Genomic DNA, 15,360 nt, shown 5'->3' with positions numbered 1-15,360 from the left:
TCAATGTCGCCAGATTGCTTCATCTTTTAAGGTATGGTGAATATTAGCTTTCTGATAGTTTATCCAACGTCGAAGTGCAACTATCTAAAAATATTTCAATAAAACATTTTACTTCAGGCATGCTCTGCTCAAGTTCTCGCAATTTCATAGCTAGATTGTCTTCGACATGATGAAACTCGTCATTATTAAAACGTAACTCGTTCTTGGTTTTGACATACGCTTGAATAATATCTGCTGCCTTTACGATGTCTTTATAAGTAGGATCAACTTTGGACTGTACGATTAGCGGCTCCATTTCACTTTGCAAGTCTTCAGGCAAGGTTGCTAAGCACTCTTTTTCTGCTAAGTCCTCAAGTTTTTTATATGCCTTGGTGAATTCAGGGTTATGGTATTTGGTATTAGTGTTCATATCTTGAAGCTTGGTTTCAGACACTTCGTGATACAAAGCCAAAGTAGCAGCCTTATCAGGATTTAAATTACCGCCAAACCGCTTGTTTTTAATCACTGTCAGCAAATGAGCAATAACTGCCACTTGATGGCAGTGCTCAGACACATTCTCTGATTGGAAGCAGTGCATTAGTGCCCATCGTTCTAACAATGGCATCCTAGTAATCCATGCCATAAAAGTACTTTGTTTCATAAGTAACCTTAATAATGTGAACTAGAAGTATAAAGGTGTGTAATATTACGAAATAGCCTCGTGGTTTACACTACGAATAAAATACGAAATACTCGCCGGTAATAATTTCACTGGCATCATGATAGATAGCAATGGTGGCTGCTTGGTAGGGGTCGTAATTGCCATCAAATTTTTTGTTGCTAATGATTGCTAACGCATGGGCAACCATAGAGACTTGTAGTGAATGTTCTTGTACATTCTCTGTTCTTACGTTGTACATTAACGGCCAGCGTTGAATTAATTTCATTCTAGCTAAATGGGCAAATAAGTGGCTCATTGTATGCCTCACGGATAAGTGTTCTATTATTCGAGACTAGCATAATCAGCATACAAAAAAACGACCCAAAGGTCGTTTTTTCTAGTTAAATTATTATAAAAAACAATTTAATGAATTACTTAGCAAAAGCTTTTTTGCTTACTGCTTATAATTACCGAGGAAATCACCAAATTCCGAAAGTGCTTTTGTTAGCTCTTCTTTGTAAGGTAAGAACACCACGCGTACGTGATCAGGTTCTGGATAGTTAAACGCAGAGCCTTGAACCAATAGGATCTTCCTATCTTTTAGCAAGTCGAGCACTAAACGCTCATCATCACGTAGGTTAAACTTCTTTTGATCAAGCTTAGCGAAGGCGTATAACGCACCCTTTGGTGTTTTAACGCTAACACCAGGAATAGAGTTAAGCATATCCACACAGGCATCACGTTGAACGCGTAAACGTCCACCAGGTTGTACTAGCTCTTGAATGCTCTGATAACCACCCAAAGCTGTTTGAATTGCATGTTGGCTCGGTACGTTAGCACACAGGCGCATAGAGGCCAGCATATCTAAGCCTTCAACATAGCTCTTAGCGGCTTTCTTGTTACCAGTAAGCATCATCCAGCCTACACGGAAACCCGCTGCACGGTATACTTTTGAAAGACCGTTAAAGGTAACGGTTAAGATATCATCAGACAGGCTCGCTGCTGGGATATGTACAGCTTCGTCATATAAAATCTTGTCGTAAATCTCATCAGCAAACAAAATCATGTCGTTTTGGCGACATAGCTCAATTACTTCCAAGATCAGTTCTTTTGAATACACTGCGCCAGTTGGGTTATTTGGGTTTATTAACACAATACCGCGGGTTCTTGGCGTGATTTTACTTTTGATATCTTCAAGATCTGGGAACCAATCTGATTCTTCATCACAGCGGTAATGCTGTGCTTTACCGCCAGATAAATGAACTGAAGCCGTCCATAATGGATAATCAGGAGAGGGTACTAGTACTTCATCACCACTATTAAGCAAACCTTGCATCGCCATCACGATAAGCTCAGATACACCGTTACCAATATAAATGTCTTCGATGTCTACACCAAAGATCCCTTGTGATTGGTAATGTTGGACAATCGCTTTACGAGCAGAAAATAGACCTTTCGATTCACAGTAACCTTGTGCGCTTGGCAGGTTTAAAATGACATCTCGAACGATCTCTTCAGGGGCCTCAAATCCAAATGGGGCAGGGTTACCGATATTCAGTTTAAGAATACGGTGACCTTCATCTTCTAGACGACGGGCTTCTTTATGTACTGGACCACGAATGTCGTAACATACAGAATCTAATTTGTTGGATTTGATAATAGGGCGCATCTACACCTCGAAAATGCTGAAAATACGAGCCAAACACTTCTTTGACTTTGTTGCAGGCACAATAGCTAAAAACAAACGACAAATAAAGGATTAAATATCTAATTTAAAGCAATAAAAAAGATAATGATCTTATTATGGTTGTTTAAAATATCTATTTTTAGGTGTTTATGCTTTTTTGGTGGCTTTTTTTAGTGTTAACTATCGAAAGGTGAGACTAAGTCGTCATATAAAGCCTAAATTAGGATTCTGATGCTTGGAACAGTTTTTTGCGCTGGTTTTACTATAGTAGTCGGTTAGTTTAGCTATTTGGGATCAGTAGCGAAGGTCATCAGATTGATTGAATAAAGTGCGCGAGGCAATGAAACAACTGTATGTAGCTAAGGTTATTGCAATTGAAGTCATTACCTCTAAGGAGTGTGAGCTCTTTTGTATAGAGAAGATAATTCTGCAGGTTTGGTTTGCGGCAAGCATAAAAAAGCCGGCAAGTAGCCGGCTTTTGAAAACGAATTTAAAATTAAACGCGCTTTTTGAACTCGTTAGTACGAGTGTCAATTTCAATCATGTCGCCAGTCTTAACGAAGTCGGCAACACTTAGCGTACCGCCGCCAGTGATAGTAGCAGGCTTCATTACTTTACCTGAAGTATCACCACGAGCTGAAGGCTCTGTGTAAGTCACTTCACGTACTACAGAAGTTGGTAGTTCAACTGAAATTGCTTTACCTTCGTAGAAAGTCACTTGGCAGTTTTCTTCCATGCCATCAACGATGTATGCAGCAGCATCGCCTAGGTTTTCAGCTTCAACGTCGTACTGGTTGTATTCTGCGTCCATGAAAACATACATAGGATCAGCGAAGTAAGAGTAAGTACAGTCTAGACGCTCTAGAATGATGTCTTCCATCTTGTCTTCACCTTTGAAGGTGCTTTCAGTCGTAGAATCTTGTAGAACGTGCTTAAGCTTTAATTTAACGATAGCAGCGTTACGGCCAGAACGAGTTGTTTCAGTTTTTTGAACAACCCATGGGCTGCCATCTAACATGATCACGTTACCAGGACGGAGTTCATGAGCAGTTTTCATTACACTATTTCCTATTTTAGGTTTTTTCTATTTAAACGTAGTATCTTAGCTATTTTTGACGAATTGAACTAGTCGAGAAACAAGATCTACATCATTTATCGCATCGATTGGCCATTGCTTTGCGTGTTGCTGCAACGGCAAACCTGCTAAATTTAGTTGTTGCCAATGCTCGCAGGTCGCATCTGCTTGCCCCTGGTTAAAGGCAAGGTTGAGTGCTTTCCAGCTATTCGCTAATTCTGGCGGCAGATTATTACAGTAAAGCTGCATAAAGGCATCTAATTTTATTAGATGATAGTCATCTTCTTGCACATATATGTGCCAAATGAACGGTTTTGCAGCCCATTGAGCGCGTAAAAACGAATCTTCACCCCGCACGATATTAAAATCACAGCTCCAAAGTAGCTTATCGTAGCCTTCTTGATCTGTCATTGGCAAAATATGAATGACTAAATTATTGAGTTTAATTTGACTGCCTGCTGAGATTTTATCAACAGAGCAGGGCAGTAACTCAACCAAACTATTAAGGCAACGCCCTTTGGGAATTAACGCGTGAACAATTTGCTCGCTATGATGCCAAAGATTACACAGTGCCAGTAAAGCATCGGTTTCATAACTAAAGACACTAACGACGGTATCACTCGTTTTTATTCCTCGAAGGCCTAAGCTTTCAAATAGACTTAGTCGATTGCTAACATCTGCCTGCCAAGCATCACGCTGTGCAAATAACTGCTGCTCGCAAATTAAGCCACCGGTTTTATCAGTAAAGCCCGGGAAGTAGAAGTACTTCTTTAAGCCACTGGATTGCATTGATGGTAGGCCATGACAGCCTTCAACCCAAGATTCAGCGCTCAGGTATTCCAGATTTAGCCAAACGGGTGGCTTTGGCTGAGTAGTATCTTCATCATAGTTTTGCTTGGCAGTTATTAGCTGCTGCTTTACCTGTGCAGGTAATTCACAAGCAAATGCCTCTATGAGTACATCTCCGGCAACATAACAGCATTTAAGAGGCTCGGACCATTGATTAATTTTGATGCCAAAATAAGTTTGAGTCACTTTCTTAAGGTCAAGCTGAGGCAAAATGTGTTGAAAACTGTTTAAGTCATCGACCCAGAGCGTCACATTTATTTTATGTTCAACGGCCAACTGTTTCGCAAGACGCCATGTCACACCTATGTCGCCATAATTGTCAACAACAGCGCAAAAGATATCCCAGTTTTGCTCTGAGTTCTGGCTTACCATGTTTTCTTTGCTTATTGTCATAACCGATATTAGTCTTAAGAGGCTAGGTCTACACTATATTTAGGAGACAAAAAAGCGGCATATTATTATGCCGCTTTTACTAAAGGTTAAAGAAAGCCAAATTTGGCTTTAGAGTAAACTTTTAGTCTTCAAGCTCAGCTAAGCACATCTCTTCATAGATTTGCTTAACCCAAGCATCAACACGCTCTTCAGTCAGTTCTGGTTGACGATCTTCATCGATACCAAGACCAACGAAGTGGTTTTCGTCTGCTAAGCCTTTAGACTCTTCAAAGTCGTAACCTGCTGTTGGCCAGTGACCAATAACAACTGCGCCACGAGCTTCAACGATTTCGTTGACCATGCCCATTGCGTCAAGGAAGTACTCTGCGTAATCTTCCTGATCACCACAACCAAAGATTGCGACGAGTTTATCTTCAAAGTTGATTTGCTCAAGCTCTGGGAAGAAGTCATCCCAGTCGCATTGCGCTTCACCGTAATACCAAGTTGGAATGCCGAAAATCAGTAGATCGTAATCTGCGATTTGTTCCTTGGTACTTTTGGCAATATCTTTCACCTCAACCATTTGCTTGCCCAGTTTCTTCTGGATCATTTTGGCGACGGCTTCGGTGTTGCCTGTATCAGACCCGAAAAAAAGACCTACAGTTGCCATTGTTGTTCCTTTAATATCTAGTTAACTATTAATGGTGTGCGTGCTTTTCAAAGTGGTTAGTCTCTAACCAGCTTTTGAAGTATAGATTCGATTAGTTGACTGCGGCTGATATTACTGGCCATAGCCTGTTCATTCAAGGCGTCATACAAATCTTGTGACACCTTTAACTCTATTCGTTTTAATCCGTTTGCTCTGTCACGCTGAATTTGGTTTCGTTTATTAATTTTGAGCTGTTGGTCTCGCGGCAAAGGATTGCTGCGAGGCCGACCACGTCGCTTTTCTGTTGCAAACAGATCAATGGTGGTTCTATCTGATGTTTCTTTTGCCATTGAGTTCGTTTTTAACCGATACCTGAGCCTTCCCAGGTCATCTGTATAATCCCTTTCGCAATAAACCCGGCGCAGCCGAGAAATAACACTAACCAAACGATGTAACGCCCAAACTTAGGCACTTTACCTTCTTTGAGCACATCTTGAATGGCCATACCGATAAAAAAGAAAATGGCAGCAAAAAACAGGTTTAAGCCTAACGCTTCAATCTGCTCCATATATTGCATTAACATCCGCCATTTCCTTCTAGGCCAAAAAATTTGCGCGAATATACCATATAAGTTTTCGAGCGGCTATATGCTTTACATGTTTCTGTCGCGAAAACTGGCTCTGCTCACAGCCATTATTTATGCAGAAAGTCATTGACTATGCGGTTAAAAATGTTGGCTTTTTGAGCATGCAGCCAATGCCCGGTACCTTCAATTGTTTTGGCTTTAACCATCGGAAATTGTTTGATGATAGCCTGACGATATTCAGCAGTGACGTAGTCTGAGTCGCCGCCACGTATAAACAAGCAAGGCCCTTGATAACTCTTATTAAAATCAGGCCAACTAATGATATCAGAGTAGCTTTGTTTAAGACCCACAAGATTCATCTTCCAAGTGAAGCCGTTATCTGTTCGGGTTAACGATTTTAATAAAAATTGTGCAGTGCCATCATCAATACCACACGTTTGCATATGAGCTAGTGCTTGGCGCCTATCTTTGATTTCTGTCAAAGGCATTGATTCCAATGCTGCAAAAACTTTGTCATGGCGACTTTGGTAAGCCACCGGAGCGATATCAGCGACAATGAGTTTACCTACTTTTTCTGGGTTACATAGTGCGGTTGCCATCGCAATTTTTCCGCCCATGGAGTGGCCGATTAAGATTGCACTGTGCTCACCTGGAGGTACGACTTCTTCAATCAGCTCGGCCATGCTTGCTGCGAGACTTGAGTAATCCATAGACGAAACTTTTGGGCTGTTACCATGGTTTAATACATCAACCCGAACAACAGTGAAGTTCGGCTCCAATTCTTTGCCTAATGCTTTGAGATTATCTAGGTCGCCAAATAGCCCATGAATAAGGATGACGACTGGCCCTTGGCCACTAGTGACATAGTGCATTGTGTTTTCGCTTGGGATGTTTAGTTGGCTAAATTGTGCCTTGCTTTGCCATAGATTCCAACTTTAGTAGCTTATTGGAGGCTTTACTGCTGAATTATTGTGCAATGGTTGGTTAGTAAATGGTAAGTTTCATCGTTTGATCGCAGTTTTCATTTAATGACGCTTTATCAAGACCATAAACCTCGCTACACTGGAGACATAATTCGGGATCCCAGTGCGATCGTTGCACTTAATCGGATCGATCCGTTTCTACTTAAGGAAGATAACTGTTATGAAATATATCGAAGTTGATGAAGAGCTTTATCGACATATCGCCAGTAAAACTGAACACATTGGCGAGAGCGCTTCAGATATTTTGCGCCGTATATTGGGATTACAAGTTGAATCCGTTGTTGTAGATGCACCAGAAGAGATCAGTCACCCGAGCCTAGAGCAAGCACCAAAACCAGAAAAGGTTGTACGAGTAGCACCTGTTGCAGTTAAAACTGTCTCAGAGTTCGGCCATTTAATTGATAGCGAATTATTAGCTGGACAAAAAGGTGCAGTGGGGCGTTTCTTATTTATTCTCGATATGGTTTATCAAGCTTCACCAAAGCAGTTTGAGCAAGTATTACAGATCCAAGGCCGCGATCGTTTGTATTTTGCGACTTCGAAAGAAGCGCTTTTAAAAGCAAGTAAATCAGCTAATCCAAAAGAGATTGGTCAAAGTGGTTTCTGGGTCACTACCAATAATAATACCGCTAAAAAGCGTACTATTTTATCTGAAGTACTATCACAATTTCGAACTGACGAAACTCAAATCGCTGAGTTAACCGCTAAGATCTAATATCAAACCAAATGCTCACTGCTAAAAAAGTGGTGAGCTTTTGAAGTATTCCCAACTTGAAGATTATTGTTAGCCTAAATCAGCATTGATAGGCTTGAGAATATCGCTAAGTGTCTTAAGGGCAACTAAAGAATTAAGCCAAATTCAGACCTTGCAATCAAGTTGAGGTACAGATACCAACCGCTAGAAAGCGTTAATACCAATAATTTAACGTATGAACAATTGTCATCGCCGCCCTCAGAGCGGTTTAAAGGAGAAATGACTTGGCTACTCATAATAGAGCTGGATTGATTGCTGAGCAAAAGGATTTGGTCAATATCCCTAAACTCGTTAGCCTATATTATCGTTTAACACCCGATGCTACTGATATAACACAACAGGTGACATTTGGTACATCTGGTCATCGTGGCAGTGCGCTAAACAAAAGCTTTAATGAAGCGCATATTTTGGCGATTGCACAAGCTGTAGCAGATTATCGAATCCAAGCAGGGATTACTGGCCCTTTAGTATTGGGTATTGATACTCATGCATTATCTGAGCCCGCCGCGATGTCCGTCATCGAAGTTCTAATCGCTAATGCGGTTAAGGTTATTGTTCATCAGAATAATGGTTATACACCGACTCCGGTTGTGTCACATGCTATTATTTGTGCAAACAGAGATAAAAGCGAAACCAGTTTAGTTGATGGTTTAATTGTTACACCGTCACACAACCCGCCGCAAGATGGTGGTATTAAATATAATCCACCTCATGGCGGTCCTGCTGAAGGTGAGATCACTAACTGGATCCAAGATAAAGCTAACCAATACCTCGCTAACGATATGGTTGGTGTCAAATGCATCAGCTATAGCGATGCTCTAGCCAGCGGTTTGTTAATTGAGAAAGATTTGATTACACCTTACGTTGAAGATCTTGCCAATGTGATTAATATGCAGGCGATTGCTGATGCAAAAATTAGTCTAGGTATTGATCCATTAGGTGGTTCAGGGATCCACTATTGGCAGCCGATCGCCGATCATTATGGCATTAACCTCACTTTGGTTAACGATAAAGTTGACCCAAGTTTCAGCTTTATGACCTTAGATAAAGACGGCAAAATTCGAATGGACTGTTCATCGCCTTTTGCGATGGCGAGTCTACTGCAACACAAAGATAATTTTGATTTGTGTTTAGGTAATGACCCAGACTTTGACCGTCACGGTATTGTTTGCCCTGGTAGCGGTCTAATGAACCCCAATCATTTTCTTGCGGTAGCAATTGATTACCTTGTTACCCATCGTCCAGAGTGGACGGCTGATATGGTGATTGGCAAGACATTAGTGTCGAGTGCGATGATCGATAAAGTGTGTGCTATGCACAATAAGCAGATGTCTGAAGTACCTGTTGGTTTTAAATGGTTTGTGGACGGCCTAGCAAATAGCGAATTTGCGTTTGGTGGTGAAGAAAGTGCAGGTGCGGCTTTTTTAAGAAAAGACGGCAGTACGTGGTGTACAGATAAGGATGGCTTTATTCTTTGCCTATTGGCGGCAGAGATCTTGGCTGTAACGGGTAAAACGCCACAACAAAGATACGAAGAGCTAGAAGTACAATTTGGTAAGAGTTACTACCAGCGTATTGATAGCCCTGTGAGCCTAGAAGACAAATCCAAGTTTTCTAAAATTAACGCAGATTCGATTGTTGCAGATAGTCTCGCTGGCGATAGGATTACTAAAAAGCTAACTCACGCACCAGGTAATGGCGCTGCTATTGGTGGCATTAAAGTTGTCACTGAAAATGGATGGTTTGCAGCACGTCCATCAGGTACAGAAGCCTTATTTAAACTGTATGGTGAAAGCTTTGTTAGCCAAGGGCACTTATCTCAGTTATTAAAAGAAGCGCAAGAAATCGTCGCACAGGCTTTAAGTTAGCTTTAAAAATTGCGTAAATCAGTACGTATCAGCTAACGCTGAATAAATAAAGGCACCCTTTGGGTGCCTTTATCATTTTCATAAAGATAAAATTACTTTTCTTCAAAAGCAATAATCGGCGAGAAGTCCACTAGCTAGTGATGACTAATAGCTAATATGGCAACTTGGTAAGTCGTTTTTGGCCAAATAATCTTGATGATACTCTTCTGCTTTATGAAATTGCTGGCAAGGTACAATCTCTGTCACGATTGCTCGAGAACCCCATTTCTGGCTTCTAACTAATGCAAGCTTAGCGGCTTCTGCTGCAGTTTTTTGCTGCTTATTATGGAAAAAAACGGTACTACGATATTGGCTACCAATGTCGCCACCTTGCTGGTTGAGCGTCGTTGGATTGTGATTTTGCCAAAATATGTCGAGTAAATCCTCAAAAGAGACAAGGGTTGGGTCGTATTCGACTTGCACAACTTCTGCGTGGCCGCTTATCCCTTTTTTGACATCTTCGTAGCGGGTAAACTGATCCTTTCCGCCCATATAGCCACAGGTACAGTCCGTTACGCCGGTTACTTTTTTAAAAAAGTACTCTACACCCCAAAAACAGCCTGCGCCAAATGTTGCTAATGCCATGTCAAACTCCTTAAAACCTTTAAACCTATTTAGCCATTTGGATGGCTAGATGGCTTTATCTTGTTTTATTTTGATAAAGGATGCAAGTGTTAATTCGACTGCCTGAGTATTTGTTGTGCAAATCGAGGTAAATCCTAAACCGAATTGGCGAGCAATTATGCTACTATGCGTCGCAGAATAAGTTTAGGTTGCTAAACCGATATACTGATTTTTTGTGTATATCTAGTGACATAAAGCAAAAATAACAATAATAAGGAGTAGTTTATGTTTCACGAATTGAAACAGTCGAAGGACTTTTTAGCATTCACCCTTGCTCATCCACAGCACTTACCTGAAAGTTTTCAATTTACTCTCGACAATCAAGTTAATGTTCAGGTTTGGGATACAGGTGTTATCGTTTTTGAGCCGCTAGATCTGCAACACACTAAAGATATCGTCCTATCTTGTGCGGTTCACGGTAATGAAACCGCTCCAATTGAGTTATGCAATGACCTAATGCATAAACTGCTTAGCCAAGAGACTGCATTAACTGAACGGGTCATGTTTCTTATCGGAAACCCTGCAGCGATTCATAATGGCACTCGCTTTATTGATGAAAACCTCAATCGCTTATTTAACGGTGAACATTCACGAGGACCAGGGTTAAATAATCCTGAGCGGGTAAGAGCACAAAAACTTGAGCTATATGTCGATAAGTTTTTTGGTTCGCAGGAGGGGGAGCGTCAACGTATTCATTACGACTTACATACAGCGATACGCGGCTCGAAGCATGAAAAGTTTGCTATCTATCCTTATAGAGGTCAACGAAAGTACAGTCGCGAGCAAATTATGTTCCTTGAGGCTTGTGGCATCAACACCATCTTATTCCACCATGAGCCAACAACTACCTTTAGCTATTTCTCTTCTGAAAATTACCATGCAGACGCATTTACTATCGAACTCGGTAAAGTATTCCCTATGGGACAAAATGACATGACTCGCTTTATAGCGATGAAAGAGATGTTAACTTTTCTAATGACGGGTAAAGATTTGCAACTTGCAGATTTTGATTTAAAACGCGTTAACCTTTATCAAGTTTGTCGTTCAGTTAACAAGCATTTTGACGACTTTGAGTTTACCTTTGCTAATGATGTTGAAAATTTTACGGCGTTCCCGCGAGGATATACTTTAGCTAAAGAGGGTGGCCATGAGATTAAAATTGAGCATGAATTTGAATCAATTGTTTTCCCTAATGCCAAAGTTCCAGTGGGGCAGCGCACAGTTCTGATGTTAAAGACGGCAGACGACAGCAATATCGATTAAGGTTGACTGAATAATCGTGCATGTAAACCAATATATACATGCAATAAGCCGCTAAGTTATCGTTTCAATGATGGGAAGTATTGAGAGTTAGTTTACGTTAACGTAATGTTCTTCCCGCGTATTAAAATAGAAAGGTGTTGCTACAGGCTATTTAGTAACACCATCAATAACAAGAGCACATTATGAGCAACGCAACAACGAATGCTGAAACAGTCCATCGCGTGAGCTTTCTCGATAAAGACTCATTGTCGATCCCGATCTTAAAAATTTTACAAGCCGATGGCACTGCTTATGAAAATGCAGTGTTACCCGTAATTGACGAGTCTTTGGCCAAAAAGGTCCACGATACTTGTGTATTCACTCGAGTATTGGACGAGCGTATGTTGGGTGCGCAGCGTCAAGGTCGCATTAGCTTTTATATGACCTGTACCGGTGAAGAAGCCTCTATTATAGGCAGTACAGCTGCTTTAGATGACGGTGACGTTATCTTGGCGCAATACCGTGAGCATGCAGCTTTGCGCTATCGTGGTTTTACCACTGAACAATTTATGAATCAGATGTTCAGTAACGAAAAAGATTTTGGTAAAGGCCGACAAATGCCAATTCATTACGGCAGCCAAGCACTTAACTATCAAACCATTTCATCTCCGCTGGCCACTCAAATCCCCCAAGCAACTGGTGTAGCTTATGGCCTGAAGCGACAAAATAAACGCAATATTGCCATTTGTTACTTTGGCGAAGGCGCTGCTTCTGAAGGTGACTTTCACGCTGGCCTAAATATGGCTGCCGTATTGAATGCACCAGTTATTTTCTTTTGTCGTAATAACGGTTACGCCATTTCAACGCCTACTGAAGAGCAATTTAAAGGCAATGGTATTGCTAGTCGTGGCGTGGGTTATGGTATGCATACCATCCGCGTTGACGGTAATGACATGCTTGCAGTGCTTGCTGCGACTCAACAGGCACGAGCGTTCGCGCTAGAACATAATGCCCCGGTCTTGATTGAAGCGATGACATATCGTCTGGGCGCTCATTCATCATCAGATGATCCATCGGGATACCGCTCAAAAGATGAAGAAGCTAAGTGGGAACAACATGATCCTGTTAAGCGCTTTAAATTGTGGATGATTAACAAAGGTTGGATGGATGAGCAAACAGATGCAGATCTTTACGTTAAATACCGTGAAGAAGTGTTATCTGAGCTTAAAGTTGCTGAAAAAGTACCGACTCCGCACATCGATTACATTATCGAAGATGTGTATGACAAGCCGACTCCAATTTTGCAAAAGCAATTAGCTGAACTTAAAAAGCATATTAAGAAATATCCAGAATCCTATCCAAAAAGCGCAGGGAGAGTATAAGCCGTGGCTCAAATGAATATGTTGCAAGCCATTAACCAAGCCCTAAGCTCGGAAATGGAAGCGGATCAAACAATGACGGTGTTTGGCGAAGACGTCGGACATTTTGGTGGTGTATTTAGAGCAACTTCAGGTCTGCAAGAGAAGTTTGGTCGTGATCGCTGTTTCAATACGCCTTTAACCGAACAGGGCATTGCGGGTTTTGCTAACGGTTTAGCGTCGAACGGGATGACAGCTGTAGCTGAAATTCAGTTTGCCGACTATATCTTCCCCGCAATTGACCAGATTGTGAACGAGAGTGCTAAATTCCGTTACCGCAGTGGTAACGAATTTGATGTTGGCGGACTGGTATTTAGAACGCCTTATGGTGGCGGCATTGCCGGTGGTCATTATCATTCTCAGTCTCCAGAAGCTTACTTTACTCAGACGCCTGGTCTTAAAGTCGTTGTGCCGCGTAACCCTGAACAAGCTAAAGGATTACTCATTGCGTCGATCCGCGATAAAAACCCGGTGATCTTTTTTGAGCCCAAACGCTTATACCGTGCATCAGTTGGCGAAGTGCCTGAAGGCAATCATGTTATTGAGCTGGGTAAAGCGGAAGTGATTAAGCAGGGCAGCGACATTACATTATTAGGTTGGGGCGCACAGATGGAAATCCTTGAAAATGCGGCCGACATGGCGGCAAAGAAAGGCGTTTCTTGCGAAATCATCGATTTAAGAACCTTATCTCCTTGGGATGTGGACACAGTTGCTGAGTCAGTTAAAAAGACTGGCCGCTTGTTGATCAACCATGAAGCACCGTTAACTGGTGGTTTTGCGGGTGAGATTGCAGCAACTATCCAAGAAGAATGCTTCTTATACCTTGAGTCTCCCATTGCTCGAGTATGTGGCTTAGATACACCGTATCCTTTGATCCACGAAAAAGAATATATGCCTGACGCATTAAAGACATTTGAAGCGATTATTGCTTCGGTCAAATTTTAGGAGCCGGCCATGATTAAAGATTTTATCCTTCCGGATATTGGCGAAGGCGTTGTTGAGTGCGAATTAGTTGAATGGCTCGTTGCTGAGGGCGATAGTGTTGTTGAAGATCAACCTATTGCTGACGTGATGACAGATAAAGCCTTAGTGCAGATCCCTGCGCCAAATGCCGGCGTGATCACTAAGCTTTTTTATGCAAAAGGTGAAATTGCCAAAGTACATGCGCCTTTGTATTCGGTTGATGTGGTTGAAGAGGGTGACAATGCTGCTGCAAACCAACCTGAAACCAAGGTTGCTGACGAGCAAAATGTTGAAGCTACAAATGTTCAAGCTACAGAAGCGTCACAAAATACATCGCCTGCGGGCTTCACTATTGAAGAGTTCTTATTGCCGGATATCGGTGAAGGAATTGTTGAATGTGAACTTGTTGAGTGGCTAGTCGAAGAAGGCGATACGGTTATTGAAGATCAACCTATTGCTGATGTGATGACAGACAAAGCACTGGTGCAAATTCCAGCGATTAAAAACGGTAAAATTGCGAAGTTACATTACCGTAAAGGCCAGCTTGCAAAGGTGCATGCGCCGTTATTTGCAATTGAAGTTGCCAGTGATGTGGTTAGTGACATGCCCGCTCAAGTAAGCACGCCAACTAAGGCGCCTAGCCAACAGAGCAATGAACCTGTTGCACAAGGCAAAGCGCTTGCGAGTCCAGCGGTTCGCCGCTTGGCGCGTAGTTTGGATATCGATATTGCTTCGGTAAAAGGCTCTGGTAAAAATGGCCGAGTTTACAAAGAAGATATTGAACGCCATCAGTCGGGTTTCGTGGCTAACACTGCGCCGGTAGCTACCAGCCAAACGGTGGTAAACCAAACTGCTGGATCAGAATCTGATAAGCGACAAGGTGATAGAGTCGAGCCGATTAAAGGCGTTCGCGCTGTTATGGCGAAGATGATGACCGAATCGGTTTCAACGATCCCTCACTTTACCTATTGTGAAGAGTTTGATTTAACCGATTTAGTTGCGCTTCGTGAAAGCATGAAGAAAAAGTATTCCACTGATGAACTTAAGCTCACCATGATGCCTTTCTTTATGAAGTCGATGTCGCTTGCGTTAAGCCAATTCCCTGATATGAATAGTCAAGTGAATGCTGACTGTACCGAACAGACGTTCCTTGCAAGTCATAACATCGGTATGGCTGTGGACTCTAAAGTTGGCCTATTAGTCCCTAATGTTAAAGATGTACAAGACAAAACCATTTTAGAAATCGCAGCGGAAATAACCCGCTTAACGACTGCAGCGAGAAGCGGTCGTGTATCACCGAGTGATCTAAAAGGTGGCAGTATCTCTATCTCTAATATCGGGGCATTGGGCGGCACGGTTGCAACACCTATCATTAATAAACCGGAAGTTGCCATTGTAGCGTTAGGTAAGCTGCAAGTTCTGCCTCGCTTTAATGATAAAGGGGAAGTGGAAGCACGTAAGATCATGCAGGTAAGCTGGTCTGGAGATCATCGCGTAATCGATGGCGGCACCATTGCTCGCTTCTGTAACTTGTGGAAGCTCTATCTAGAGCAGCCGCAAGAAATGTTACTCGCAATGCAATAGAAATTATTTATCGATTAAAGGCGCTAG

General features: G+C 42.0%; 15 protein-coding genes and 1 pseudogene. 6 read left to right on the top strand and 10 right to left on the bottom strand.

Annotated elements, in window-relative coordinates:
• Positions 1 to 43: 43 nt before the first annotated feature.
• The 9 genes and pseudogenes from yfbR (AB4298_RS12690) to AB4298_RS12650 form a co-directional block, all read right to left on the bottom strand.
• A complete protein-coding gene (gene yfbR / locus AB4298_RS12690; RefSeq protein WP_371986983.1) occupies positions 44 to 640 on the bottom strand; it encodes a 5'-deoxynucleotidase in 597 nt (198 codons plus the stop codon).
• Positions 641 to 731: 91 nt separating this feature from the next.
• Positions 732 to 956 (bottom strand): annotated as a pseudogene (yfbR, locus tag AB4298_RS12685) (5'-deoxynucleotidase); the annotation flags it as partial.
• Between the two features lie 138 nt (positions 957 to 1,094).
• Positions 1,095 to 2,309 (bottom strand): pyridoxal phosphate-dependent aminotransferase, encoded by a 1,215-nt coding sequence (locus AB4298_RS12680; protein WP_248997190.1) that lies wholly within the window; start codon positions 2,307 to 2,309, stop codon positions 1,095 to 1,097.
• Positions 2,310 to 2,823: 514 nt separating this feature from the next.
• Positions 2,824 to 3,384 (bottom strand): elongation factor P, encoded by a 561-nt coding sequence (gene efp / locus AB4298_RS12675; RefSeq protein WP_220781648.1) that lies wholly within the window; start codon positions 3,382 to 3,384, stop codon positions 2,824 to 2,826.
• A 45-nt stretch (positions 3,385 to 3,429) separates the two neighbouring features.
• The gene (earP, locus tag AB4298_RS12670) at positions 3,430 to 4,623 is read right to left on the bottom strand and encodes an elongation factor P maturation arginine rhamnosyltransferase EarP (RefSeq protein ID WP_371987033.1); all 1,194 of its coding nucleotides are present in this window, start codon (positions 4,621 to 4,623) and stop codon (positions 3,430 to 3,432) included.
• Between the two features lie 142 nt (positions 4,624 to 4,765).
• Positions 4,766 to 5,293, bottom strand: coding sequence for a flavodoxin FldA (gene fldA / locus AB4298_RS12665; protein WP_220781650.1), 528 nt, complete (start codon positions 5,291 to 5,293; stop codon positions 4,766 to 4,768).
• A 56-nt stretch (positions 5,294 to 5,349) separates the two neighbouring features.
• Positions 5,350 to 5,622 carry a LexA regulated protein gene (gene ybfE / locus AB4298_RS12660; RefSeq protein ID WP_248997188.1) on the bottom strand — a complete coding sequence of 91 codons (273 nt, stop codon included), beginning with the start codon at positions 5,620 to 5,622 and terminating at the stop codon, positions 5,350 to 5,352.
• An 11-nt stretch (positions 5,623 to 5,633) separates the two neighbouring features.
• The gene (locus AB4298_RS12655) at positions 5,634 to 5,855 is read right to left on the bottom strand and encodes a DUF2788 domain-containing protein (protein WP_220781652.1); all 222 of its coding nucleotides are present in this window, start codon (positions 5,853 to 5,855) and stop codon (positions 5,634 to 5,636) included.
• Positions 5,856 to 5,965: 110 nt separating this feature from the next.
• On the bottom strand, positions 5,966 to 6,730 hold the full coding sequence (locus AB4298_RS12650) for an alpha/beta fold hydrolase (RefSeq protein WP_371986981.1): 765 nt from the start codon (positions 6,728 to 6,730) through the stop codon (positions 5,966 to 5,968).
• 271 nt (positions 6,731 to 7,001) lie between these two features.
• On the opposite strand from AB4298_RS12650, the gene seqA reads away from it, so the two are divergent.
• Complete coding sequence (gene seqA, locus AB4298_RS12645) at positions 7,002 to 7,556, top strand: replication initiation negative regulator SeqA (RefSeq protein WP_248997186.1); 555 nt, start codon at positions 7,002 to 7,004, stop codon at positions 7,554 to 7,556.
• 263 nt (positions 7,557 to 7,819) lie between these two features.
• Positions 7,820 to 9,463 (top strand): phosphoglucomutase (alpha-D-glucose-1,6-bisphosphate-dependent), encoded by a 1,644-nt coding sequence (gene pgm, locus AB4298_RS12640; RefSeq protein WP_371986980.1) that lies wholly within the window; start codon positions 7,820 to 7,822, stop codon positions 9,461 to 9,463.
• Between the two features lie 144 nt (positions 9,464 to 9,607).
• Here the strand turns inward: pgm and msrA are convergent, their stop codons facing one another.
• Positions 9,608 to 10,087, bottom strand: a complete 480-nt coding sequence (msrA, locus tag AB4298_RS12635; protein ID WP_371986979.1) for a peptide-methionine (S)-S-oxide reductase MsrA — start codon at positions 10,085 to 10,087, stop codon at positions 9,608 to 9,610.
• A gap of 264 nt (positions 10,088 to 10,351) precedes the next feature.
• Between msrA and astE the strand changes: the two genes are divergently transcribed.
• From astE to AB4298_RS12615, 4 genes are all read left to right on the top strand, one after another.
• A complete protein-coding gene (gene astE, locus AB4298_RS12630) occupies positions 10,352 to 11,389 on the top strand; it encodes a succinylglutamate desuccinylase (protein ID WP_371986977.1) in 1,038 nt (345 codons plus the stop codon).
• A 182-nt stretch (positions 11,390 to 11,571) separates the two neighbouring features.
• Complete coding sequence (locus AB4298_RS12625) at positions 11,572 to 12,750, top strand: thiamine pyrophosphate-dependent dehydrogenase E1 component subunit alpha (RefSeq protein WP_248997182.1); 1,179 nt, start codon at positions 11,572 to 11,574, stop codon at positions 12,748 to 12,750.
• A gap of 3 nt (positions 12,751 to 12,753) precedes the next feature.
• On the top strand, positions 12,754 to 13,731 hold the full coding sequence (locus AB4298_RS12620; RefSeq protein WP_371986976.1) for an alpha-ketoacid dehydrogenase subunit beta: 978 nt from the start codon (positions 12,754 to 12,756) through the stop codon (positions 13,729 to 13,731).
• Positions 13,732 to 13,740: 9 nt separating this feature from the next.
• A complete protein-coding gene (locus AB4298_RS12615) occupies positions 13,741 to 15,333 on the top strand; it encodes a dihydrolipoyllysine-residue acetyltransferase (RefSeq protein WP_371986975.1) in 1,593 nt (530 codons plus the stop codon).
• The last annotated feature ends 27 nt before the right edge of the window (positions 15,334 to 15,360 follow it).

Source organism: Shewanella sp. 10N.261.52.F9, from assembly GCF_041471165.1.
Taxonomy (GTDB): domain Bacteria; phylum Pseudomonadota; class Gammaproteobacteria; order Enterobacterales; family Shewanellaceae; genus Shewanella; species Shewanella marinintestina.
The sequence above is the reverse complement of the archived record's forward strand: the minus strand, read 5'-3'. Positions and strand labels throughout refer to the sequence as shown.